The sequence below is a fragment of the Phycicoccus sp. Root101 genome (assembly GCF_001426245.1).
Taxonomy (GTDB): Bacteria; Actinomycetota; Actinomycetes; order Actinomycetales; family Dermatophilaceae; genus Pedococcus.
Map to the genome: position 1 here is coordinate 519,573 of NZ_LMCM01000005.1, position 23,236 is coordinate 542,808.

Below are 23,236 nucleotides of genomic sequence, written 5' to 3' on the forward strand. Positions count from 1 at the left end.
GCGAGCGCGCGGACCGTGGACCGTGGGGTGTGCCCCGACCGCTCCTGTGGCTGCGGTGGGTCGGCTGGGCCCTGTCCCACCGGGCGTTCACGCGGCACCACCTCCTGAGCTACCTGCGGATGGCCCGGGCCAGCGCCCGCTACCCGTCGCTGCGGTTCGAGGGACCGTGCTTCATCGGCCCCGACGTGCGGTTCGAGGTGCGCGAGGGGTACGCCCGCGTCGTCGTCGGCGCCTACACGCACTTCGGTGCGCACGCGAGGGTCCGGGCCCACGAGGGGACGCTGCGCGTCGGCGCGAAGTCCGTGATCGGCATACGCAACACCGTGAACTGCTGGCTGGACATCTCCATCGGCGATGCCTGCCTCCTCGGTGACGACGTCTACGTCTGCGACTTCGACCACGTCACCGAACGCCTCGACGTGCCGATCAAGGACCAGGGCATCGTCAAGTCGCCCGTCCGCATCGGTGACGACGTGTGGATCGGCACCAAGGTCGTCGTCACGCGCGGGACCCGGATCGGGGACCACAGCGTCGTCGCCGCCTCGGCCGTCGCACGGGGCAGCTACCCCGAGCACTCCGTCGTCGCCGGGGTCCCGGGCCGTGTGGTCCGGACCCGAGCCTGAGCCGTGGACGCGTCCGGGGGAAGTCTGACCTGACTGGCCGCGGCCCTTGAGAAACGGTTGAGATTTCCCGGGCAGGCTGGGAGGCCAATGACCTGACGACCAGGAGTCCTCATGCCCAGCAGCATCTTCGGCCTGCCCGCCCACCCCCTGATCGTGCACGCCGTCGTGGTCCTCGTGCCGCTGGCCGCACTGCTCCTCGGTGCGTCCGCCGTCTCGCCGAGGTTCCGGCACTGGGCCCGGTACGCGTCGCCGGCGACCGCCCTCCTCGGGCTCCTCATGGTGCCGCTGGCGACGAGCAGCGGTGAGAACCTGGAGCGCAACGTCCAGGGGTCCGCGCTGCTGCGCGAGCACACCGAGCTCGGCGACACGCTGCTGCCGTTCATGATCGGGGTGACCGTGCTCGCGCTCGCCCTCGCCTGGCTGGAGCGGCGGGGCACCCGTGGTGAGGGTCCCGCCTCGGCGGCCCGGTCGACCTCTCCCGCCGTCGTGCGGGTCGTCGCCGTGCTCGCCGTGGTGGCCGCAGTCGGGACCCTCGTCCAGGTCGGGCGGATCGGGCACAGCGGGGCGAAGTCGGTGTGGAGCCAGACGTCCACGTCCGGCGGCGGCTCGGACGAGGGCGCACCGGCGCGCTGACGCACTGCCATGCTGGACGACATGGGTGACGTGTCGAGCACCGAGCTGCTCCTGGTCGAGGACGACCGCGGCCTGCGGACCCTGCTCGTGCGGCTCTTCGAGGGCGAGGGGTATGCCGTGCAGGCCGTCCCGGACGTGCAGTCCGGCCTGCACGCGGCCCTGACCGGTTCGCACGCGGTGATGGTGGTGGACCGCCGGCTTCCCGACGGGGACGGCGTCGACCTCATCACGCGGCTGCGCAGGCAGGGACTGGCCACCCCGGTGCTCGTCCTCACCGCGCACGGCACGGTCCGCGACCGCGTGGAGGGTCTCGACGGGGGAGCAGACGACTACCTCGTGAAGCCGTTCGACTCCGCCGAGCTGCTGGCCCGCGTGCGGTCCCTGCTGCGCCGCCACCTCGACGACGTGGCCGTCTCCCTCCCCCTGGGGACCGCCCGGCTGGACACCGCGACGAACGCCGTCGTGCTCGAGGACCAGTCCTCGGTCGAGCTCTCACCGGCCGAGGGGGCGTTCCTGGCGCAGCTGGCCCGGCGCCCCACCCGGGTGTTCTCCCGTGACGAGCTGCGGGACTCCCTCGCCCCGGGCACCACGAGCCTGTCCCTCGTGGACACCTACGTGTACGCCATCCGCCGCAAGCTGGGCAGGGACGTCATCCGGACCGTGCGCGGGGTCGGCTACCGGGCCGGCGAGCTGGGCCGCGGGTGAGCACCGACCCGTTCGACCGAGCCCGACGGGTCATCGCGGTCCAGGCGCTCGCCGGCGTCGTGGCGGGGGTCCTCGTGGCCGGCCTCGCGACCGTCGGCCTCGTGCTGGTCGGTCAGCACCGCGAGGTGCAGTCGCAGCTGTCGTCCCTGCTGGCCGTCCCCGACGCGCAGGCCGTCCCCGGCGGCACCTGGGTGGTCAGCGTCGACGCCTCCGGTCGGCGCACCGCCTCCGTGGGTGCCCCCGGGTCGCTCCCCACGGAGGACGACCTCGCGCAGGCCCGCGGCGGCACCAGGGTGGAGCGCGAGGCGTACGTCGAGGACGGCGAGTACCAGACGCGGACCAGGACCGTGGGCGGCACGGTCGTGCAGGCAGGGGTCGACCTCGCTCCCTACGAGTCCGAGCGGCACCGGCTGCTCCTCGCCCTCGCCGTCGCCGGTGCTGCTGCGGCCCTCGTGGCCCTGGTCGCCGGTGGGCGGCTCGGTCGACGGGCCGTCGGGGTCTGGGACGACGCGCTGCTGAAGCAGCGACAGTTCATCGCCGACGCCAGCCACGAGCTGCGTACGCCGCTGGCCCGGCTCGCGCTGCGCGCCGACCTGCTCCACGACACGTTGCGCCACGACCCGCCGTCGTCCGAGCTCGCACCCGACGTCGACCTCCTTCGCCGTGAGGCCGCGGCGCTGGCCGACATCGTCGAGGACCTGCTGCACTCCGCCGAGGTGCACGCGTCGCCCGACGCGGGGGAGCTGGTCGACCTCACCGCCCTCGTCGACGAGGTCGTGACCCTCGACCACCAGCTCGCGGCCCGACGCGGCGTGGGGCTGCTGGCCGAGGTGGAGCCGGTGGCCCCTGTGCGGGGCGCGTTCCCCGCACTGCGCCGGGTGGTGGATGCGTTGGTGGACAACGCCCTCCACCACGCTGCCACCACGGTGACGGTGCGGCTGCGGGACGACGGCGACGACGTGGTCCTCACCGTTGCCGACGACGGCCCGGGCATCGACCCCGGCGCGGCGAGCCGTGTGTTCGAACGGTTCACCAAGGGGCCGTCGTCGCCGGGTTTCGGCATCGGGCTGGCCCTCGTGCGCGAGGTCGTCGACCGGCACGCGGGCACCGTCCGCCTGGTCCCGGGGGGCGTCGGGACGACCTTCGAGGTCCGGCTCCGAGCGGTGCCGCTCGAGACGGCACCCCTCGAGGTCACCGGCCCGGCGTGACCCTCGCGTCCACTGCCGGGAAGGTGCGGTCGTGGCGGGCCTGCCGGGCGGCTTCGACCGGCGCCCGGTCGTCGTGGTCCTCGACGAGCTGGGCGAGCCGGTGGAAGTCGACCCGGTGCTCGTCGGCGCGACGCAGGGCGTAGTCGACCGACTGGCCGCGGGACACGAGGAAGGCCCAGTCGCTCGACAGCGCGTTCCACAGGGTGAGCAGCAGCTGGTCGAGGTCCGGGCGGCGGTTCCCGAGCCGCCCCGCCGACCGCTCGCGGGCCACGAGGTCGAGCCAACGCCGTTGCAGCCAGGTGTTCTCGTGGGCGAGGTGGGACACTGCTGGACCGTCCCACACGGAGAAGTCCTTTCCCGCGCCCCACGACCCCGCACCGAGGGCGAGCTCTCCCGCGACGTGCCCCGCGGCCAGGGCGTTCTGCAGCGTATCCACGTGGATCCCGTTGTCCCGCAACGCCCGGATCGCCCGTCCCACGAACTGGGGCCCCTCGTGCCACCAGTGACCGAACAGCTCGGTGTCGTACGCCGCCACCACGAGCCCCGGGGCGCCCGTGGCCGTGAGCGCCTGCTCCAGCCGGCCCCGGACCGCCGTAACGAAGTGGCTGACGTCTCGGTCGAGCTGTGCGCTCGCGGCCTGCGGGTCGTACGTCGCCTTCGCGCCGTCCCCACCGTGTCCCACCGCCCAGAGCCGGATCCCCGTTCCGGGGTCGCGCGAGTGGAAGTCCCGGTAGGCCGCGGCGGCCGGGTAGCCGGTTCGCGAGGACCAGACGAGGTTGGTCACCTCCAGGTCCCGGGGGACCGCGACGACACCGGACCCCTCGACCCGCCACGCGGCGTGCGGGTGGCCGCCCGCGTCCCGGACGAGCTGCTCGTCGACGACGAAGTGACCGATCCCTGCGGCGTCGAAGACCGACGCCAGACCGGGCGTCCAGCCGCACTCGGGAGACCAGATCCCGCGTGGTCGCTGCCCGAGACGCCAGGTGCTGTCGGACAACCCTGCCTCCAGCGCCAGGGCGGCGACCTCGGGCAGAAGGAGCGGCAGGAAGGGGTGGGCCGGCGGCCCGCCGAGCAGCTCGACCACGCCGGTGTCACGCAGGGAGCGCAGGACGGGTGACCCACCGCCGCTCCAGCGCGTGGCGAGCAGCTCCTCGGCCCGGGCCGCCACGGCATACTCCCGGCTCGCCGCCGCGCGCCGAGAAGGGTCCGGGTCGAACCCCAGCTCACGGGCCCGTTGCTGTGCCAGACCCACCCACGTGCCGACGTCGCGTCGCATCCGCGGGTGGTCCAGCTGGGCGGCGAGGACCGGGGTGACGCCGAGGGTCAGGACGTCCCGATGTCCCTCCGCCGCAAGGGAGTCCAGCTCTGCGACGAGGGGGACGTAGGACTCGACCCACGCCTGGGACAACCACTCCTCGCCCAGCGGCCACACACCGTGACCCGGCAGCCACGGCAGGTGGGAGTGCAGGACGAGGCAGAACGTGCCCGGCACCGGTGAGGTCACGAGGGAGCAGTCTGCCGTACCCCTCGGGCGCGCCTGTGGTGGAGTGGTGCCGTGACGACGCCCCCCGCCAGCCGGCCGCAGCCGGGTGCCGCGCTCGCGGTCCCGCCGGGACCGGGGCTGCCGCAGGGGCTGCGCATCGACGCCGGGGAGCTCGTGGAGCGGTTCTCGAGGTCGTCCGGGCCCGGAGGGCAGGGCGTGAACACCACCGACAGCGGGGTCGAGCTCGAGTTCGACCCCGCCACGTCGGGGGCCGTGGCCGCGCTGCCAGAGCGCGTGCGGGAGCGTCTGGTGGAGCGGCTCGCCCCGCACCTCGTGGGTGGTCGGATCATCGTCGTCGCCTCCGAGCACCGCGCCCAGCGCCAGAACCGGGTCGCGGCCCGCAAGCGCCTCGTCGCCCTGATCCGCGAGGCCGCCGCTCCTGACCCGCCCCCGCGTCGGGCCACCCGCCCCACGATGGGTTCGCGCCGTCGGCGGCTCGACTCCAAGAAGCGCCGGGGCCAGCTCAAGGCCGGGCGTCGCTCGACCGGCGACGGCTGAGCCGTCCGTCAGGGGTTGAGCACCGCCACGAGGTCGAGGCACGCGTCGTCGGCGGCCCCGAGGACGAAGTCGGCTGTCGTGGTCGTCGCCACGAGGTCGCGCAGCTCCTCACCCCAGTCCTCGACCGGTGCAGCCAGGGCTTCGGCCAGGGACCCGTGCGCGGCCTCCCGGGCGCGCAGGCGCTCGCCGTGGTGCAGGCCGGCGACCCGCACCCCGCTGCCCGGCAGCCACGCCCGCAGCTCCTGCTCCAGCTCGAGGGCGTCGTACTCCCGCGAGTGGTAGGCGTTCGACGGCGCCTCGAGCCGCCCCAGCCCGGGGGAGAAGGTGAGCCGGTTCGGGGTCGACAGCACCACCACACCACCGGGCGCAGCGACCCTCGCCAGCTCCCCGACGTACTCCCACGGCGTCCACAGGTGCTCCAGCACCTGGAGCGACACCACGAGGTCCGCCACGTCGTCCACGAGGGGGAGCGCGGTCAGTCCCGCCCGCACGTATGCCGCCTGCTCACCACCGTGGGTGCGCGCGGCGTGGGCCGCGGCGATGGGGTCGTAGTCGACCCCGACGACCCGGGCGCCGGGCCACGAGGCGCGGAGCACGGAGGCGCCGTACCCCTCACCGCAGCCGGCGTCGAGGACGATGCCCGGAGGCGAGGGCACCCAGCCCGGGAGGGCGGCATACGCGGCCTCGTGGCGGCGGAACCAGTAGTTCTCGTGCCACACGCCGGGGACCGTGCGCTCGCCGGTGATGACCATGGGGACACGTGTGTCCACGGTCACCTCCTGACTCGCTGGGAGCACCCCGTGGTGAGCGTCACGCGGCGCTGGTGTGCCCTCGGCGAGCACGGACTGTAAGGATGGCACCTGACCTCATCTCATTCCCTACCTGGAAGAGGACGATCAGCGCATGAACATCGTCGTCTGCGTGAAATACGTTCCGGACGCACAGTCCGACCGCACCTTCAACGACTCCGACAACACCACCGACCGCGTGGGTGTCGACGGACTGCTGTCCGAGCTCGACGAGTACGCCGTCGAGGAGGCCCTCAAGATCGTCGAGGCCGGCGAGGGAGAGGTCACCGTCCTGACGGTCGGCCCCGACCAGGCCGCCGACGCCCTCAAGAAGGCCCTCCAGATGGGCGCGCACAAGGCCGTCCACGTCAAGGACGACGCGATCCACGGGTCCGACTCCGTGGCGACGTCGCTCGTCCTCGCGGAGGCCGTGAAGAAGATCGGGTCGCCCGACCTCGTCATCACGGGCATGGCCTCGACCGACGGCACCATGAGCGTCGTCCCGGCGATGCTCGCCGAGCGCCTCGGCCTGCCGCAGGTGACGTTCGCCTCCGAGCTGACCGTCGACGGGTCCACCGTGACGATCCGGCGCGACGGTGACGCCGCGTCCGAGACCATCGTCGCCTCGTTGCCCGCGCTGGTCTCCGTGACCGACCAGATCAACGAGCCGCGCTACCCCTCCTTCAAGGGGATTATGGCCGCGAAGAAGAAGCCGGTCGAGGAGTGGTCGCTGGCCGACCTCGGCGTCGACGCCTCGCTCGTCGGCCTCGAGGCCGCCTGGACCAAGGTCGAGTCGTTCACCAAGCGCCCCCCGCGCGAGCAGGGCCAGATCGTCACCGACGAAGGTGACGGCGGCACGAAGCTCGCCGAGTTCCTGTCCGCGCAGAAGTTCGTCTGAGCCGGCCAGAGACAAGGAAAGGAACACCCCATGGCTGAAGTACTCGTCCTGGTCGACCACGCGAACGGCACCGTCCGCAAGACCACCGCTGAGCTCCTGACCATCGCCCGCCGCCTCGGCGAGCCGTCCGCCGTCTTCGTCGGCGACGGCTTCGACGCCGCCAAGGAGGCCCTCGCGAAGTACGGCGCGGAGAAGGTCTACCGCGTGGAGTCCGCCGACGTGACCGACCACCTCGTGGCCCCGCAGGCCGAGGTGCTCGCGCAGCTCGTCGCGTCGGCCTCGCCGGCCGCCGTGCTCATCCCGAGCAACTCCGCCGGCAAGGAGATCGCCGCGCGCCTGGCGATCAAGACCGAGTCCGGTCTGATCACCGACGCCGTCGACGTGCAGGCGGGTGACGGCGGTGGCGTGAAGACCACGCAGTCCGTCTTCGCCGGCTCCTACTCCGTCACCTCGACGGTCACCAAGGGCACGCCCATCGTCACCGTGAAGCCCAACTCCGCCGCTCCCGAGGAGCACGCCGGAGCAGCGGCCGACGAGGTCGTCTCGATCGAGGTCTCCGATGCCGCCAAGGGTGCGAAGATCACCGAGTCCAAGCCGAAGCAGGCCACCGGGCGTCCCGAGCTGACCGAGGCCGCGATCGTGGTCTCCGGTGGTCGTGGCACGGGTGGCGACTTCTCCAAGGTGGAGGACTTCGCCGACTCCCTCGGTGCGGCCGTCGGTGCCTCGCGCGCCGCCGTCGACGCCGGCTGGTACCCGCACACCTCGCAGGTCGGCCAGACCGGCAAGCAGGTCTCGCCGCAGCTGTACGTCGCGTGCGGCATCTCCGGCGCCATCCAGCACCGCGCCGGCATGCAGACCTCGAAGACGATCATCGCCATCAACAAGGACGAGGAGGCGCCGATCTTCGAGCTCGTCGACTTCGGCGTCGTGGGCGACCTCTTCGCGGTCCTGCCGCAGGCCACCGACGCGGTGAAGGCCGCCAAGGGCTAGTCCTCGGCAGACCCCGTAGAAGGGCCCCCGGCCATGTGGTCGGGGGCCCTTCTCTCGGATGGCGCGTGGGCGTCATGCGGTGAAATGTCCGGATCGTGGACATGACCCCATCCGGCCGCCCCCTCGGTGCCGAATGTCCGGAAACCAGCACGCGGGGGCCCGCACGCGGGTCCCGTGGATGTCGCACCGTCGCGACGTCATGTGCTCAGCCTGGTGAGAGGACCCGTCAGTGACGACCGTGCCCGCCCAGCCCGCCCGCCCCGACCCACAGGAGGCCGAGCAGCTGCTCGCGCAGAGTCCGCCGGACTCACCACCGGGCGACGGACGACGGGGCCTGTCCCGCCGTGGGTTCCTCGGGTACGTCGTGGCCGGCACGACCCTGGCCGTCGCGGCAGAGCTCACCACGGGAGCCAGGCCCGCTGCCGCTGCGGTCCCGAGCGGACCGCAGGTGGCCGAGGTCTTCGACCTGGGCGACCTGCAGACGAGGTCGGCGCTCCCGACGTCGCAGCTCATCACCATCACCCTGGACGGGAACGGGGTCGCCCACTTCGCGATCCCCCGGATGGAGGTCGGCCAAGGGATCACCACCGCTGCCGCCATGCTCATCGCCGAGGAGCTCGACCTGCCCCTCGACAAGGTCGAGGTGACCCTCGCCCCGGCCCGTCCGGAGCTGGTCTTCAACCAGCTCACCGGTGGCTCCAACACGATGGAGTCGATGTACACCCCGATCCGGGTGGCCGCAGCCGTCGCCAGGGGACGGCTCCTCGCGGCTGCGGCGACCCTGCTCGGTGCCCAGGTGTCCTCGCTGACCGCCCGAAGTGGGGTCATCACCGACACCGCCGGCGGCAGCGCCACCTACGGACAGCTCGCCGCCCTCGCGGCCAGCGCCCAGACGGTGCCGGTCAGGGTGAACCTGAAGTCGACGTCGTCGTTCCGGGTGGTCGGCACCCCGCAGAACCGCGTGGACGCCCGCGACGCCGTGACGGGGCGCAAGAAGTTCACGATGGACCTGGCCGTGCCGGACGCGTTGCCCACGATGGTCTGCCGCCCACCGACGCTCAACGGTTCGGCACGCAGCGTGCAGAACCTTCCCGCAGTCCAGGCCATGCCGGGGGTCACCGACGTCGTCGTCGTGGACACCGGGGTGGCCGTGCGGGCTGCGACGTTCGGCCAGTGCATCGACGCCGTCCGCGCCCTGGAGGTGACGTGGAACCCCGGAACGGTCGCCGGTGAGTCCGACGAGTCGGTGCTGCGCCGGCTCAAGGCCGCCGAGCTGCCGATGGCGGTCCCGAAGGTGCCCCTGCTGGCCAGGACCGTCGATCTGCGGTTCGAGTTCATGTTCCGCAGCAGCGCGGCCCTCGAACCCAACTGCGCCATCGCCGACGTGCGCGCCGGCCGGGCCACGGTGTGGGCGGGCCTGAAGTCCCCGATCGTCGCGCAGCGCAACATCGCGGACGCCCTCGGGCTGCCCCAGACCAGCGTCAAGGTCAACGTCGTCACCGGTGGAGGGTCGTTCGGGCACAAGCTCTTCGGCGATGCAGCCATCGAAGCAGCGAAGATCTCCAAGGCGATGGGCAAGCCGGTCAAGCTCATGTGGCACCGCGCCGACGAACCCCGTCAGGGGCGCACCCATCCGATGGCCACCTCACGCATCCGGGCCACCCTGCTCGGGTCGGACGTGCTGACCTTCGAACAACGCCACACCAGCATCCAGACGGACTTCTCGCACGGGCTGGGGGAGCGGCTCACCGCGATGGCTGCCGAGCTCCCCGCGGGACTGGGCAACCTCGGGTTCGCCCAGTCGATCTTCACGCTCACCCAGGAGCTGCCGTACGACTTCGGCGTGGTCACCCAGCTGCTCAACGAGGTCGACATGGGCTTCAACACCGGCAGCATGCGCAACATCTACTCACCCGACGTCGCCTGCGCGAACGAGCTGTTCGTCGACCAGCTGGCGAAGAAGCTGGGCAAGGACCCGGTGGCCTTCCGGCTCGAGTTCCTCAAGAACGAGCGGGTCAAGGCCTGCCTGCGCAAGGTCGTCGAGGTCGGGAGGTGGGGTCGTGCCATGCCTGCCGGTACCGCGCAGGGCATCGCCGTGCACTCGGAGTACAAGGGCGCGACCGCGGTGCTCGTCGAGATCGACTGCCGTCCAGAGACGGTGAACCGCACCGTCCGGGACGCCGTCACCGGGCCGCGGGTGACCAAGGCAGTCATCGCCATCGACGCAGGGCTCGTGGTCAACCCAAGGGGCCTCGAGGCCCAGATGATGGGCGGCGTCTCCGACGGCATCGCCCTTGCGCTCACGAGCAGCAACCACCTGCAGGACGGTCACTTCCTCGAGGCCAGCTGGGACAACTACTTCTACACCCGGCAGTGGAACATCCCGCCGACCTTCGAGTGCATCGTCATGCCCTCCGACCGCGACCTGCCCGGCGGTGCGGGAGAGGCCGGTGTCGCGGCCTCTGTCGCCGCGACCGCCTGCGCCTACGCCCGCGCCACCGGGACGGTCCCCACGCGCTTCCCGGTCAACCACGGGACCGTCTCGTTCACCCCGAAGACCTTCGTCCCCCCGGTGCCGGCGTCGCCCACCGACGGCTTGTCCCACACCTACTGAGGAGCCCTGATGGCACAGCACACCTTCACCGTGAACGGCGAGATCGTCACCGTCGACGTGGCGGACGATGTCCGGCTCCTCTGGGTCCTGCGCGACGTCCTGGGCTACACCGGACCCAAGTACGGCTGCGGCATCAACGTCTGCAAGGCCTGCACCTCCCACATCAACGGGAAGGCGTTCAATCCCTGCTCGGTCCGCGTGGGCGACCTCGAGGCGACGGACGAGGTGACGACGATCGAGGGACTGGCCGCCACGGCGCCCGGCGACCTGCACCCGATGCAGGAGGCGTGGCTCGAACGCGACGTGGCCCAGTGCGGCTACTGCCAGCCCGGGCAGATCATGGCCGCGGTGGCCCTGGTCCACAAGGTGCGCGCTGAGGGCCGGGAGATCACCGACGCCGATCTCGACGCCATCCGCAACGTCTGTCGCTGCGGCACCTACAACCGGATCCGTGAAGCCATCCGGGACGGCGCAGCCCGGATGTGAGCCCGTGTATGGCGCCCACGCGCCATACGCACGAACGCCCCGGACCACGCGCGGTCCGGGGCGTTCGGCGTCATCCGCCGGGCTGGGGGTTGTCAGCGGATGGCGTTGGCGGCCGCAACGACGTCGACCAGGCCGTGGCCCTTGTCGAAGCTCGTGCTGCCGTTGGTCCCGGCCTCGTAGGGGGCGCCGTCGGTGTACTTGTAGGCGGTCGACTCGATCGCCGCCTCGACCTGGGCCGGGGTCGCCGACGGGTTCGCCTGGAAGAGCTGGGCGACGATGCCGGAGATGTGCGGCGTGGCCATCGAGGTGCCGCTGATGGTGTTGTAGTCGCCGGCTTCCTTGGGGTCCAGACCCGTGCTGCAGATCGGGAGGTAGATGCGGCAGGAGCTCGTGATGGACTCACCGGGCGCCGAGATGTCGGGGTACGTGGACTGGTCCCCGTTCTTCCCGCGGCTGGAGAAGTCGGACACGGTGCCGTCGCGGGTACCGGTGTTCTGGTCGAAGAACGACGCGACCGAGAGGATGCCGGGGGTCGGGTCCATGCCGGGCGGGTTGGACAGCGAGGTCGAACCGTCGCCACCGTCGTTGCCGTTGGCCCAGACGCTCACCACACCCTCCTTGACCAGCTCACGCTGGAGCTTGACCGTCGCGGAGTTGGGGTCGAAGGCGCCACCACCGGTCGGGCCGTAGGAGTTGCTCGTCACCTTGATCGGCGGGCACTTCGCCGCGGAGACCCCTGCGCCACAGGGTGCGGCGTGGTTCTCCAGCACCCAGTTGAGGGCGGAGTCGGCGCCGATGATGAACAGGACCGCACCCGTGCTGATGCTGACCAGGCTGGCCCCGGGGGCGGCGCCGTGCATCTTGGTGCCGTCGGAGAGGGTGACGTCACGGCCGGCGACGATGCCGTTGACGTGCATGCCGTGCCCACCACCGGAGACGAGATCGGTGTCGAGCGGGCCCGCGTCGACAGGGGCGCAGGTGCTCTCGGTGAGCGGCTCGCAGACCATCTTGAGGTTCTTGACGACCGCGGACGTCCCATCGGCGTTCTGCAGGAACGGGTGGCTCGGGTCGACCCCGGAGTCGATCACGGCGACGGACACCCCCTTGCCGTCCAGGCTCGTGCCGTTGGCACCGGTGAGGGTGTTCCGGGCCTCATCGCCGCGGGTGGCCTTGTTGGAGGTCGCGAGGGTGAACGCGATGGGCTGGTTGCCCTCGACGTAGGTCACCCCGGACTCGCCACGGACGGCCTGGATCTGGGCGGGGAGGCCGGTCGCCACGACGACGCCGATCTTGTCGAACGTGGTCACGGGCCGGAGCCCGGCGGCGGCGACAGCGCGCTTCGCGGCGGCGGTGTCGGTGCCGTGCACGAGGACGGTGGTCGGGGTGGCCGCCTGGAGGGTGCCGAGCTGTGAGGAGAGCCACGGCTGGACGGGGGCGAGCGACGAGCCTGCCGGGAGCAGGCCGGCCGAGGCCGGGGCAGCGAGGGCCACGGTGGCCAGGGCCGCGGCAGCGAGTGCTGCCCGGGTTCGTGTCACAGTGCGCATGGGATCCCTTTCGAGGAGCCGACCAGCTTCTTCGGTGGTCGTGCGTGTGACCGGACAACGAGGGCCCGCACGCCGTGGTTACGCGCGGGTAGGTCAAGGGAGGGTCAAGGAACGGCAGGTCGCACGGTCCCGGGACCGCCCGAGGCCAGGTACCGGGCGGTGCTACTCCATGATGGAGAAGCTGCCCCGGTCGCCACTCAGCGTGACCTCGATGCCCGTGATCCGCGGGTTCGTGCCCTCGACCTCGACGGCGAACGCGGTCCAGGAGCCCATCAGGTCCGCCAGGACGGGCTTGCCGACCGTGGCCCCCGCGGAGGCGTGGAGCACCACGGCGGTCGTGCCGGCCGGTGCGACCCCCCAGACGAAGGTTCGGCCGTCGGCGAGCTGGAAGGTCCCCCGCGCGAGCGTGGACTCCGGGTCCGCGCCGGCGAGCGTGGCGGTCATCCCGCTGGGGTCCTTCACGACCAGGTCGCCCTGCAGGCTCGCGACGACGGTGCCCCCGACCCGCGCAGCCGGCAGGTCGATCGAGATGACGACGCTGGTCGGGGTGCCTGCACCTGTGGGCCCCGTCTGGGTGAAGTCGTAGGGCGTCAGGGGTGTGGCGCCCTCGCCGTCCATGGTCACGCCGAAGGCCGCCATCTGGGGCTCGGTGCCGAGGATCCACGAAACTTCCTGCCCCGCGCCGCGCCAGCCGATGTCGGCTGCCGGCGTCGCCGCGATCAGGGGCTTGGCGAACGTCACGACGAACGCCGTGAAGTCCCGCCCCGGGGCCAGGGCCACGATGGGCTTCTGGACCGGCTGGCCCGCCAGGGGCTTCAGCTCGATCGCGTCGGTCACGCCGGGGACGATTCCGACGACGACCAAATGGCCGCCCGTGCCCTCGACGACGCGCCACGCGCCGCCGCTCCCGAGGATCCCCGTGACACTGCGCTCGCGGTGGCCGTCGCGGACCACGTCGATGGTGAGCTCTCCGTCCGCGACCGCCAGCGCGTACCGGGCGTCGCCGACCGTCAAGGAGCGACGTCCGGTGAGCCCCGGGGCGGGCACGTCGTGAGGGCCGTCGGTCCCAGAGGTGGGTGCGGTCGACACCGACGACCCACTCGGTCCGGCGGGCGTCGTGGTGTCGTTGCCGGGGGAGGACAGGACGGAGGACCCGAGGGCGATCGCGGCCACGGCGGCAGCGCAGGCAGCCACGGCCACGGTGGCCGACCGACGCCGGGTGCGGGCCCGCCCTTGCGCGATGACCTCGGTCAGGTTCACGTGCATGGCCGGAGCGGTCTCGGTGTGCAGCAGCTCGATGACGTCGCGGTCACTGGACATGAGCGTCTCCCTTGTCTCCGATGAGGATTCGCAGTCGTTCCAGACCGCGGGATGCAGACGACTTCACGGTGCCGACGCTGATCCCGAGCATCTCCGCCACCGTGCGTTCGGAGAAGTCTGCGTAGTGGCGCAGCACCACGACCTCGCGCTCGCGAGGAGGGAGCAACGCGAGGGCGCGCACCAGGTCGAGCCTCTCCGGGGCGTCGTCCGTGCGGTTCCACGGGGTGTCACGGACCTCGTCGACCAGGACGAGGCGGCGCTCCTTGCGCCAGGTGCTGACGACGTGGTTGCGCAGGATCCGGTGGCAGTAGGCCTCCGGCTCGTCGTGACGCACGCGCGGCCACACGACGTACAGCCGGACCAGGGCCTCCTGGGCCGCGTCCTCCGCGCGCGTGGGGTCGCCGGTGAGCAGCCAGGCCGTGCGGAGCAGACGTGGTGTCACGCGCGCGGCGAAGGACTCGAACGCCCCGTCGTCCCGTGCCCTCATGCGTTCCCCTCCCGAGCTCCCTCCGCGGACCCGTCCGGGTGGACCACGGCCTGTTGCGCCCCGGCTCCGTGGTGGACCCGGCTGCCGTACCCAACGCCAGACTGGCACTGAAGGTTGAGCGCCCGACGCGTAAACTTCGCAGGTGCCCGCCTACCTCGACCACGCCGCCACCACGCCGATGCTCCCATCGGCCGCGGCGGCGATGGCCGAACAGCTCACCGTCCCCGGCAACGCCTCCTCCCTGCACACCAGCGGGCGGCTGGCCCGCCGCGTCGTGGAGGAGTCCCGGGAGCGGATCGCGAAGGCCCTGGGGGCGCGACCGTCCGAGGTCGTCTTCACCTCGGGTGGCACCGAGTCCGACAACCTCGCGGTCGCCGGCACGTGGGAGGCGCGGCGCGACGCCGACCCCGCCCGCATCCGGATCGTGGCCAGTGCCATCGAGCACCACGCGGTGCTCGACTGCGTCGACCACCTCGTCACCCACGACGGCGCGAAGGCGACCTGGGTCGACCCCGACGCCTCCGGGGTCGTGACGGTCGCCGCGGTGCGCGCGGCCATCGAGCAGGACCCGGGCTCGGTCGCGCTCGTCACGGTGATGTGGGCCAACAACGAGGTCGGGACGATCCAGCCGGTGGCGGAGCTGGCGGCGCTGGCCCACGAGTTCGGGATCCCGTTCCACACCGACGCGGTGCAGGCGGCCGGCCACGTCCCCGTCGACTTCACCGCCTCGGGCGTCGACCTCATGACCGTGACCGGACACAAGGTCGGCGGCCCCCTGGGCATCGGTGCCCTCGTCGTGCGGCGCGACGCCAAGGTCGTCCCGCAGTCCTTCGGTGGTGGCCAGGAGCGCCAGATCCGCAGCGGCACGCTCGACGTGCCGGCCATCCGTGCGTTCGCCGTCGCCCTCGAGGAGTCCGTGGCCGCCCTCGGCTCCGAGGCCGGCCGCCTCGCGGCCCTGCGTGACCGGCTGGTCACGTCCGCGCAGGCGCTGCCCTACGACATCACCGTGACGGGCGCGTGGGAGGCGGGCGACACCGTGCGCCGGCTTCCCGGGAACGCCCACCTGCTCGTGCCGGGCTGCGAGGGCGACTCGTTGCTCTACCTGCTCGACGCCGCGGGGGTCGAGTGCTCGACGGGTTCGGCGTGCCAGGCCGGGGTGCCCCAGCCCTCGCACGTCCTGCTCGCCATGGGCATCCCCGAGGGCTCGGCCCGGGGCGCCCTGCGGCTCACCCTCGGCCACACGTCCACCGATGCGGATGTCGACGCCGTCCTGGCTGCGCTGCCGGCGGCCGTCGAGCGGGCCCGCAGGGCCAGCGGGGCGGCCTGATGCGCGTCGTCGCCGCGATGTCCGGGGGAGTGGACTCCGCCGTCGCCGCCGCCCGGATGCTCGATGCCGGTCACGAGGTCGTGGGGGTCCACCTCGCGCTCTCGCAGAGCGCGGCCACGTTGCGTGAGTCGGCCCGCGGGTGCTGCACCATCGAGGACGCCGGCGACGCCCGTCGGGTGGCCGACATGCTCGGCATCCCGTTCTACGTCTGGGACATGGCTGCCCGGTTCAAGCGGGACGTCATGGAGGACTTCGTCGCGGAGTACTCAGAAGGGCGCACCCCGAACCCGTGCCTGCGCTGCAACGAGAAGATCAAGTTCTCGGCACTGCTCGACAAGGCCGTGGCGCTGGGCTTCGACGCCGTGGCCACGGGTCACTACGCGCAGATCGTGGAGAGTCCCGGCGGCGAGCGCGAGCTGCACCGCGCGGTGGACATGGCCAAGGACCAGTCCTACGTCCTGGGGGTGCTCGACGCCGAACAGCTGTCCCGCGCATTCTTCCCCCTCGGGGACACCGCGAAGCCCGAGATCCGTTCGGAGGCAAGGGAGCGCGGGTTCTACATCGCCTCCAAGCCCGACTCCCACGACATCTGCTTCATCGCCGACGGCGACACGCGCGGCTGGCTCACGTCCCGCCTCGGGGAGCAGGCCGGCGACATCGTCGACGCGGCCTCCGGCGAGGTCGTGGGGGCGCACGCGGGCTCCTACGGCTACACCGTCGGGCAACGCCGAGGCCTGGGCCTGCCGCGGTCCAGCCAGGACGGCGAGCCGCGGTACGTCGTCGGGGTGGACGCCTCGACCAACACCGTCACGATCGGCACGGCAGACCTCCTGGGGGTCAACGCGATCCGGGGCGACCACGCCCGCTGGTGCGGTGCACCTCCCGAGGGTGTGGTGTCGGTCGGCGCCCAGGTGCGTGCGCACGGCGAGGAGGTCCCTGCCGAGGCGTGGGCCTCGGGTGAGGAGGTCGAGGTCCGCCTCGGCTCGCGGCTGCGCGGTGTGGCCCCCGGCCAGTCCGTGGTGCTGTACGAGGGCACGCGCGTGGTGGGTTCGGCCACCATCGCGCAGAGCTGGCTCGAGCGCTGACGCGTATGGCGCCGGAGGGAGGTGCGGACGCGAGCGCTGCCCGGGGCGTCGGTGCGGGCGTCGGCGGGGTGCTCCCCGGGCGGGAGATCCTCGAGGGCACGCCGCTGGCCCGGGTCCGGGCGCTGTGCCTGGCGTTCCCTGCCACGCAGGAGCGGGCGTCCCACGGTGAACCCTGCTGGTTCGCGGGCGGGAAGAAGATGTTCGTCATGACCTCCCAGCGCCACCACGACGACCGGGTGGGGTTCTGGGCGGCGGCGCCGGAGGGGGTCCAAGGGTCCCTGGTAGCCGCAGAGCCGGAGCGCTACTTCCGGCCGCCGTACGTCGGCAGCCGCGGATGGGTCGGGGTCCGCCTGGACGTCGACGACATCGACTGGGACCGGGTCGAAGCGGTCGTCGAGGACGCCTGGCGACAGGTGGCACCGAAGCGGCTGCAGGCCGAGCACGACACCCGCTGACCGCCCTCCGTCGCCCCGCTTTGGGTGCCCGGACGGTCGGAATTCGGACCGTCCAGGCACCCAAAGCGGTGAGCGAGGGGCAGGCCCGACCGACGTGGTCAGGAGGTGTCACCGGTGCGGTCTAGAGTCGGGGCCGTGGCTCGCGCAACCGGTATCGGCTCCCTTCCCGGCACCGACATCCGTGAGGCCCTCCGCGGGGTCCGCGAGATCCTCGCCGTCGACGACCACATCCCGTACCTCCCGGAGCTGCCGGCCCGCGGACCCGGCGCCGACATGGTCGGCCGAGCCGCAGGCCTGCTCGTCGACCTGCACGTCGACCTGCAGCCAGCCGGCTGGCGCCTCGTCGAGCGACCCGGTCACGACGCGTCCCGCACGGGCGCATTCCTTCGCGAGGACCTCGACGAGCTGGCCGAGGCCTTCGACGGCTGGGAGGGGGAGCTCAAGCTCCAGTGCACCGGTCCGTGGACCCTGGCCGCCAACCTCGAGCTGACGCGTGGCGAGAAGGTCCTGGTCGACCCCGGCGCGGTCCGTGACCTCACGGGTTCGCTGGCTGAGGGGATCCGCCTCCACCTCGACACCGTGCAACGACTCGTCCCCGGCGCCCGCCTGGTGCTGCAGGTGGACGAACCCTCCCTGCCGGCCGTCCTCGCCGGCCACCTGCCCACAGCCTCCGGCTACGGCCACCTGCGACCCGTGGACCCGCAGCGGGCGAGGAACGGTCTCTCCGAGGTCCTCGAGGCCGCCGGCGGCCGGGCCACGGTCGTGCACTGCTGCGACCGCGCCATACCGCTGCCGCTCCTGCGGGCCACCGGTGTCGGTGCCGTCGCGCTCGACGTGACCGACCTGACGCCGCAACGGTGGGAGTCGATCGCGGCGACCACCGAACAGGGGGTCGCGCTGTGGGCGGGGTGCCTGGCCACGGACGGTTCGAGCACGAGCAAGACCGCTGCGGGCCTCGTCGAGCGCGGCTGGTCGGACGCCGGGTTGTCCCCGAAGGGACTGGCCGACCTGGTCGCCACGCCGACCTGCGGGCTGGCCGGGCTCACACCCCAGGGGGCCTGGGGCGTTCAACGGAAGGCGGTCGAGGTGGCTGCCGAGTGGACCGAACGAGCTGAGGGCTGACACCGATGAGCAGCACGACGAACACCCCCGCCGTCCCGACGACCGTCGCGGCCGCCGGCACCCCGTCGACCCCGACTGCCGGGCGGTCGACGACGCGGGTCCCGTGGCAGGCGAAGTACCTCATGCTCGCGCTGATCTGGGGATCGAGCTTCCTCCTCATGAAGGTGGGGCTGCGCACCATGGCGCCCCTGCAGATCTCGGGGCTGCGGATCTACGCCGGCACGCTCACCCTCGTGGTGCTGCTCGCGGTCACCGGCGGGCGGCTGCCGCGCGAGCCGCGCACGTGGGCGCACCTGACGGTCTCGGGCATCTTCCTCACGGCGATGCCGTTCAGCCTGTTCGCGCTGGGGGAGGAGCGGGTGTCCAGCGCGCTCGCCGGCATCGGCAACGCGACGACGCCGATCGCCGCTCTGTTCTTCGCGTTGCTCCTGCTCCCGAGCGACCGGCTGTCCCCGCGCAAGCTCGCGGCCGTGCTCATCGGGTTCGCCGGGGTGGTGGTGATCACCCAGCCGTGGGAGTCGTCCGGCCGCCCCGACCTGCTCGGCTTCGGCATGACCCTCGTGGCCGGTGCCTGCTACGGCCTGGGCTGGACCTACAACCGCCGGTTCCTCGGCAACGCCGACCTGGGCGGGCTGTCCATGCCGACCGCCCTGCTCGTGGTGGGCTCGGTCCTCATGGCGCCCGTGCTCCTCGTCTGGTGGGCGCTGCACCGCGACACGTATGCCGCGCCGTGGAGCGTCCACGCCGACCCCTCCGGGGGTGGCTGGCTCACCCCGCTCCTGTGCGTGCTGGTGCTCGGCGTCGTGGGCACCGGGCTCGCGTACATGCTCCAGTTCGACGTGGTGCGCGGTGCGGGGGCGACTGTGAGCACGACGGTGACGTACCTGATCCCGGTCGTCTCGGTCGTGCTCGGCGTCCTCGTCCTGGACGAGCACCTCGCGTGGCCGCAGCTGCTCGGTGCCGTCATCGTCCTGGTGTCGGCCGTGGTCATCGGCCTGCCCGCCCGGCGCCGTCGGGCACCGGGCGGGACACCGGCCTGAGGCCCTAGGCCCAGGGCCAGGGCTTTCGGCCGCCTCAGGCCGAGGGCTTGCTGACCTCGCGGCGCAGGATCTTGCCGGTCGGTCCCTTCGGCAGCTCGTCGACGGCCCAGATGTGGCGCGGGTACTTGTAGGCCGCGATCTTCGACTTCACGAACGCCTGCACGTCCTCGAGCGTCGCCGTCGCACCCGGCTTGAGCGCGACCGCCGCCCCCACGTCCTCGCCGAGCAGGTCGTCGGGCACGGCCACGACAGCGGCCTCGAGGACGTCGGGGTGCTCGTACAGGACCTCCTCGACCTCACGCGGGTACACGTTCATGCCACCGCGCAGGATCATGTCCTTCTTGCGGTCGACGATCGTGAAGTAGCCCTCGTCGTCCATGGTCGCCAGGTCCCCGGTCCGGAACCAACCGTCAGGGATGGCCTCGGCCGTCGCCTCGGGGTTGCGCCAGTAGCCCTTCATGACGTTGTCGCCACGGATGGCGATCTCGCCGACGCCGTCACCGGCCGGGACGTCGTTGCCCTCGAGGTCGACGAGCTTCATCTCGCAGCCGGGGATAGCGACCCCGATGGTGCCGGGCTTGCGCTCCCGCGTGGGCATGTTGAACGACGCGACGGGAGAGGTCTCGGACAGCCCGTACCCCTCGAGGATGACGCAGCCGAACTTGTCCTCGAACGCCTTCATCACCTCGTGCGGCATCGCCGAACCACCAGAGCAGCAGGTCCGCAGCGACGTGGCGTCCATGGCGTCGGAGTCGGGGTGGTTGAGGATCGCGGCATACATGGTGGGCACGCCCATCATGATCGTGACCTTCTCGTCGTTGATGACCTTGATGGCCTCAGCGGGGTCGAACCGCGGGATCAGGGCGAGCGCAGCGCCGGCGATGACCGCGGCGTTGAGCCCGACGACCAGCCCGAACACGTGGAACAGGGGCAGGCAACCCATCACCACGTCGTCGTTCGTCGTCTCCTGGATGTCGACCGCACTGCGGTAGGCGTTGAGGTGGATGTTCCTGTGCGTGAGCTCGGCCCCCTTCGGGCGGCCGGTGGTGCCCGAGGTGTAGAGCACGATCGCCGTGTCGTCGTCGTCGCGCTCGGTCGGCTCGGCGATGGGTTCGCCGTCCTCGAGGGCGCCCTCGTCCGGGCCGAGCGGCCCGCACTGGACGATGCGGGTGCCCGAGTTCTTCGCGCCCTCCGTGGCCTCGGCCACGAAGTCCGGCCAGACGAAGGCGACCTTGGCGCCGGAGTTGCTGAAGAAGAAGTCGATCTCGCCAGCCTTGAGCAGCGGGTTCATCGGCACGACGATCGCCCCCGCGAGCAGCGACCCGAAGAAGACGACGGGGAACGCCGGGACGTTCGGCAGGATGATCGCCACCCGGTCGCCGGGCTCGACCCCTGCGGCGCGCAGCGATCCGGCCACCTTGGCCGCCATGGCGTGCAGGTGGGCGTAGCTCAGGTCGTTGCCCCTGAACTTGATGGCTGCCTGGTCGGGCGTCTTGCGCGCCGTGGTGACCAGGTTGGTCGCGAGGTTCGTCATCTGGGCTCCGCATCGTCGGGGAACTGGTCCACTCATCCTTGCGGCTCCGACCGGGTTTGGCCACGGGGCCGGGGGACGACGCCGTCGTATGGCGCGTGCCCGGGGGTCGAGCGCAGGCGTCGGCCGCGGGCGCGGCCACCCGGGGAACGTCGGAGCCGTCCCGGGAGTGCCGCGTCCGTCCTCCCCACCGTCGGTGGGGTGCGGCAGGATGACCCCCGTGAGTGAGATCGTCTCGACCAGCGTCCCGGACCAGGCCCGTCACGAGTGGGCCGACCTCGCGGAGCAGGCCAGCGCGGCCCAGTTCGCCTACCACGTCAAGGACGCACCGACGATCAGCGACGGGGACTACGACGCGTTGATCCGCCGGCTCAACGAGCTCGAGGACGAGCACCCGGAGCTGCGCACGCCCGAGAGCCCGACCCAGCAGGTCGGGGGAGCGGTGTTCAGCACCGACTTCCAGGCGGTCGACCACCTCGAGCGCATGCTGTCGCTGGACAACTGCTTCTCCCCGGAGGAGCTCGCCGCGTGGGCGGCCCGGGTCACGCGGGACTCGGGGACCACGGACTTCCACTACCTGTGCGAGCTGAAGATCGACGGCCTCGCCGTCAACCTGCTCTACGAGAAGGGCCGCCTCGTCCGTGCGCTCACCCGTGGAGACGGCCGCACGGGGGAGGACGTGACCAACAACGTCCGGACGATCGACGGCATACCCCACCAGCTGGCCGGCACCGACCACCCGGCGAGGGTCGAGATCAGGGGGGAGGTCTTCTTCCCGATCGAGGGGTTCGCGGACCTCAACGCCTCGCTGGTCGAGGCGGGCAAGCCGCCCTTCGCCAACCCCCGCAACTCCGCCGCGGGGTCGTTGCGGCAGAAGGACCCGCGCGTCACCGCGAGCCGCCCGCTGCACATGCTCGTCCACGGCATCGGGTTCCGTGAGGGCCTCGAGCTGACCCGGCAGTCGCAGGCCTACGAGCTGCTGCGCGAGTGGGGGCTGCCGATCTCGAGCCACTACAAGGTGGTCGACACCATCGAGGACGTGCAGGCGTTCGTCGTGCACTTCGGGGAGCAGCGGCACAGCGTCGAGCACGAGCTCGACGGCATCGTCGTCAAGGTCGACGAGGTGAGCGTCCAGCGCCAGCTCGGGTCCACCTCGCGGGCGCCGCGCTGGGCGATCGCCTACAAGTACCCGCCGGAGGAGGTCAACACCAAGCTGCTCGACATCCAGGTCGGCGTCGGCCGCACGGGCCGGGTCACCCCGTTCGGCGTGATGGAGCCGGTGCTCGTCGCCGGCTCGACCGTGGAGCGGGCGACCCTGCACAACGGCGACGAGGTGCGGCGCAAGGGGGTGCTCATCGGCGACACCGTCGTGCTGCGCAAGGCCGGTGACGTGATCCCCGAGATCCTCGGTCCGGTGGTGGAGCTGCGCGACGGCACCGAGCGCGAGTTCGTCATGCCGACGCACTGCCCCTCGTGCGGCACCGCCCTCAAGCCGGAGAAGGAGGGCGACAAGGACATCCGGTGCCCCAACGCCCGGACCTGCCCGCATCAGCTGCGCGAGCGGCTCAACGGGCTGGCCGGACGCGGTGCCTTCGACATCGAGTCGCTGGGCTGGGAGGGCTCGATCGCCCTGCTCGAGTCAGGGGTGCTGGAGGACGAGTCGGGGTTGTTCTCGTTGGGGGAGAAGGAGATCGCGCAGGTTCCCCTGTTCACCCGTGCGGCGAGGAAGACCGATCCCGAGGACGAGGTCGTCGACGGGCGGATCCTGTCGGCCAACGGTCGTCGACTGGTCGAGAACCTCCAGCAGGTGAAGGACCAACCGTTGTGGCGGGTCATCGTCGCCCTGTCGATCCGCCACGTGGGGCCGACGGCGGCGCGCGCCCTCGCCCAGCACTTCGCCTCCATGGACAAGATCCGGGCGGCCAGCCTCGAGGAGCTCGCCGCCGTGGAGGGCGTCGGCGGAGTGATCGCCGAGGCCGTGCGCGAGTGGTTCGACGCGCCCGGCAACGACTGGCACGTGCGCATCGTCGAGCGATGGGCCGCCGACGGCGTCCGCATGCAGGACGAGCGCGACGAGTCGGTGGAGCAGACCCTCGCCGGGCTGACCATCGTCGTCACGGGGTCGCTGGAGGGGTTCTCGCGCGACGAGGCGAAGGAGGCGATCCTGACCCGCGGCGGCAAGGCCTCGGGGTCGGTCTCCAAGAAGACCGACTACGTCGTCGTCGGTGAGAACGCCGGGTCGAAGGAGGACAAGGCGCGCGAGCTCGGGCGGCCCATCCTCGACGAAGCCGGGTTCCGGCGGTTGCTCGAGGACGGCCCGGGCCCGACGGAGTCCTGAC

21 protein-coding genes are annotated in these 23,236 nt (G+C 71.9%); 15 read left to right on the forward strand and 6 right to left on the reverse strand.

Features of this window, described 5'->3' with window-relative positions:
• The first annotated feature begins 29 nt into the window (after positions 1 to 29).
• From ASC58_RS07065 to ASC58_RS07080, 4 genes are all read left to right on the forward strand, one after another.
• On the forward strand, positions 30 to 623 hold the full coding sequence (locus tag ASC58_RS07065; protein ID WP_235529127.1) for an acyltransferase: 594 nt from the start codon (positions 30 to 32) through the stop codon (positions 621 to 623).
• Between the two features lie 111 nt (positions 624 to 734).
• Positions 735 to 1,256, forward strand: coding sequence for a DUF2231 domain-containing protein (locus ASC58_RS07070; protein ID WP_056918797.1), 522 nt, complete (start codon positions 735 to 737; stop codon positions 1,254 to 1,256).
• Positions 1,257 to 1,277: 21 nt separating this feature from the next.
• A complete protein-coding gene (locus tag ASC58_RS07075) occupies positions 1,278 to 1,961 on the forward strand; it encodes a response regulator transcription factor (RefSeq protein ID WP_056918876.1) in 684 nt (227 codons plus the stop codon).
• Positions 1,958 to 3,169: a HAMP domain-containing sensor histidine kinase gene (locus ASC58_RS07080; protein WP_056916992.1), complete on the forward strand. Its 1,212-nt coding sequence runs from the start codon at positions 1,958 to 1,960 to the stop codon at positions 3,167 to 3,169. The genes ASC58_RS07075 and ASC58_RS07080 overlap by 4 nt, the downstream gene beginning before the upstream one ends.
• On the opposite strand, the gene ASC58_RS07085 is transcribed toward ASC58_RS07080, so the two are convergent.
• Positions 3,153 to 4,673, reverse strand: coding sequence for a 1,4-alpha-glucan branching protein domain-containing protein (locus ASC58_RS07085; protein WP_162246826.1), 1,521 nt, complete (start codon positions 4,671 to 4,673; stop codon positions 3,153 to 3,155). The genes ASC58_RS07080 and ASC58_RS07085 overlap by 17 nt on opposite strands.
• A 51-nt stretch (positions 4,674 to 4,724) precedes the next feature.
• Here ASC58_RS07085 and arfB point away from each other — a divergent pair, with 51 nt between their 5' ends.
• Entirely contained in the window at positions 4,725 to 5,210 is a 486-nt protein-coding gene (gene arfB / locus ASC58_RS07090; protein WP_056918798.1) for an alternative ribosome rescue aminoacyl-tRNA hydrolase ArfB, read from the forward strand.
• Between the two features lie 8 nt (positions 5,211 to 5,218).
• On the opposite strand, the gene ASC58_RS07095 is transcribed toward arfB, so the two are convergent.
• Positions 5,219 to 5,980 (reverse strand): bifunctional 2-polyprenyl-6-hydroxyphenol methylase/3-demethylubiquinol 3-O-methyltransferase UbiG, encoded by a 762-nt coding sequence (locus ASC58_RS07095; RefSeq protein WP_200947750.1) that lies wholly within the window; start codon positions 5,978 to 5,980, stop codon positions 5,219 to 5,221.
• A gap of 133 nt (positions 5,981 to 6,113) precedes the next feature.
• Here ASC58_RS07095 and ASC58_RS07100 point away from each other — a divergent pair, with 133 nt between their 5' ends.
• From ASC58_RS07100 to ASC58_RS07115, 4 genes are all read left to right on the forward strand, one after another.
• Positions 6,114 to 6,896: an electron transfer flavoprotein subunit beta/FixA family protein gene (locus tag ASC58_RS07100; protein WP_056916996.1), complete on the forward strand. Its 783-nt coding sequence runs from the start codon at positions 6,114 to 6,116 to the stop codon at positions 6,894 to 6,896.
• Positions 6,897 to 6,926: 30 nt separating this feature from the next.
• Positions 6,927 to 7,886, forward strand: a complete 960-nt coding sequence (locus tag ASC58_RS07105; RefSeq protein ID WP_056918800.1) for an electron transfer flavoprotein subunit alpha/FixB family protein — start codon at positions 6,927 to 6,929, stop codon at positions 7,884 to 7,886.
• 229 nt (positions 7,887 to 8,115) lie between these two features.
• Entirely contained in the window at positions 8,116 to 10,500 is a 2,385-nt protein-coding gene (locus ASC58_RS07110; RefSeq protein ID WP_235529128.1) for a molybdopterin cofactor-binding domain-containing protein, read from the forward strand.
• A gap of 9 nt (positions 10,501 to 10,509) precedes the next feature.
• On the forward strand, positions 10,510 to 10,986 hold the full coding sequence (locus ASC58_RS07115; RefSeq protein WP_056918801.1) for a (2Fe-2S)-binding protein: 477 nt from the start codon (positions 10,510 to 10,512) through the stop codon (positions 10,984 to 10,986).
• 92 nt (positions 10,987 to 11,078) lie between these two features.
• Here the strand turns inward: ASC58_RS07115 and ASC58_RS07120 are convergent, their stop codons facing one another.
• The 3 genes from ASC58_RS07120 to ASC58_RS07130 form a co-directional block, all read right to left on the reverse strand.
• Positions 11,079 to 12,530, reverse strand: coding sequence for a S8 family serine peptidase (locus tag ASC58_RS07120; protein ID WP_056918802.1), 1,452 nt, complete (start codon positions 12,528 to 12,530; stop codon positions 11,079 to 11,081).
• A gap of 162 nt (positions 12,531 to 12,692) precedes the next feature.
• Positions 12,693 to 13,850, reverse strand: a complete 1,158-nt coding sequence (locus tag ASC58_RS07125) for a hypothetical protein (RefSeq protein ID WP_056918803.1) — start codon at positions 13,848 to 13,850, stop codon at positions 12,693 to 12,695.
• Positions 13,840 to 14,337 (reverse strand): SigE family RNA polymerase sigma factor, encoded by a 498-nt coding sequence (locus ASC58_RS07130; RefSeq protein ID WP_056918804.1) that lies wholly within the window; start codon positions 14,335 to 14,337, stop codon positions 13,840 to 13,842. Before ASC58_RS07130 ends, ASC58_RS07125 begins: the two co-directional genes overlap by 11 nt.
• Before the next feature lie 142 nt (positions 14,338 to 14,479).
• Between ASC58_RS07130 and ASC58_RS07135 the strand changes: the two genes are divergently transcribed.
• The 5 genes from ASC58_RS07135 to ASC58_RS07155 all read left to right on the forward strand — a co-directional run bounded on the left by ASC58_RS07135 (position 14,480) and on the right by ASC58_RS07155 (position 19,366).
• Positions 14,480 to 15,664 carry a cysteine desulfurase family protein gene (locus ASC58_RS07135; protein WP_082553037.1) on the forward strand — a complete coding sequence of 395 codons (1,185 nt, stop codon included), beginning with the start codon at positions 14,480 to 14,482 and terminating at the stop codon, positions 15,662 to 15,664.
• The gene (gene mnmA / locus ASC58_RS07140; RefSeq protein WP_056918805.1) at positions 15,664 to 16,749 is read left to right on the forward strand and encodes a tRNA 2-thiouridine(34) synthase MnmA; all 1,086 of its coding nucleotides are present in this window, start codon (positions 15,664 to 15,666) and stop codon (positions 16,747 to 16,749) included. Before ASC58_RS07135 ends, mnmA begins: the two co-directional genes overlap by 1 nt.
• 5 nt (positions 16,750 to 16,754) lie before the next feature.
• A complete protein-coding gene (locus ASC58_RS07145; protein ID WP_082553038.1) occupies positions 16,755 to 17,204 on the forward strand; it encodes an MmcQ/YjbR family DNA-binding protein in 450 nt (149 codons plus the stop codon).
• A 135-nt stretch (positions 17,205 to 17,339) separates the two neighbouring features.
• Positions 17,340 to 18,326, forward strand: a complete 987-nt coding sequence (locus ASC58_RS07150) for a methionine synthase (RefSeq protein WP_056917004.1) — start codon at positions 17,340 to 17,342, stop codon at positions 18,324 to 18,326.
• Positions 18,327 to 18,331: 5 nt separating this feature from the next.
• Positions 18,332 to 19,366: a DMT family transporter gene (locus ASC58_RS07155; RefSeq protein WP_082553039.1), complete on the forward strand. Its 1,035-nt coding sequence runs from the start codon at positions 18,332 to 18,334 to the stop codon at positions 19,364 to 19,366.
• A 34-nt stretch (positions 19,367 to 19,400) separates the two neighbouring features.
• Here ASC58_RS07155 and ASC58_RS07160 read toward each other — a convergent pair whose 3' ends face one another.
• The gene (locus ASC58_RS07160; RefSeq protein ID WP_056917005.1) at positions 19,401 to 20,900 is read right to left on the reverse strand and encodes a long-chain fatty acid--CoA ligase; all 1,500 of its coding nucleotides are present in this window, start codon (positions 20,898 to 20,900) and stop codon (positions 19,401 to 19,403) included.
• Between the two features lie 166 nt (positions 20,901 to 21,066).
• On the opposite strand from ASC58_RS07160, the gene ligA reads away from it, so the two are divergent.
• Entirely contained in the window at positions 21,067 to 23,235 is a 2,169-nt protein-coding gene (ligA, locus tag ASC58_RS07165) for an NAD-dependent DNA ligase LigA (protein ID WP_369796214.1), read from the forward strand.
• The last annotated feature ends 1 nt before the right edge of the window (position 23,236 follow it).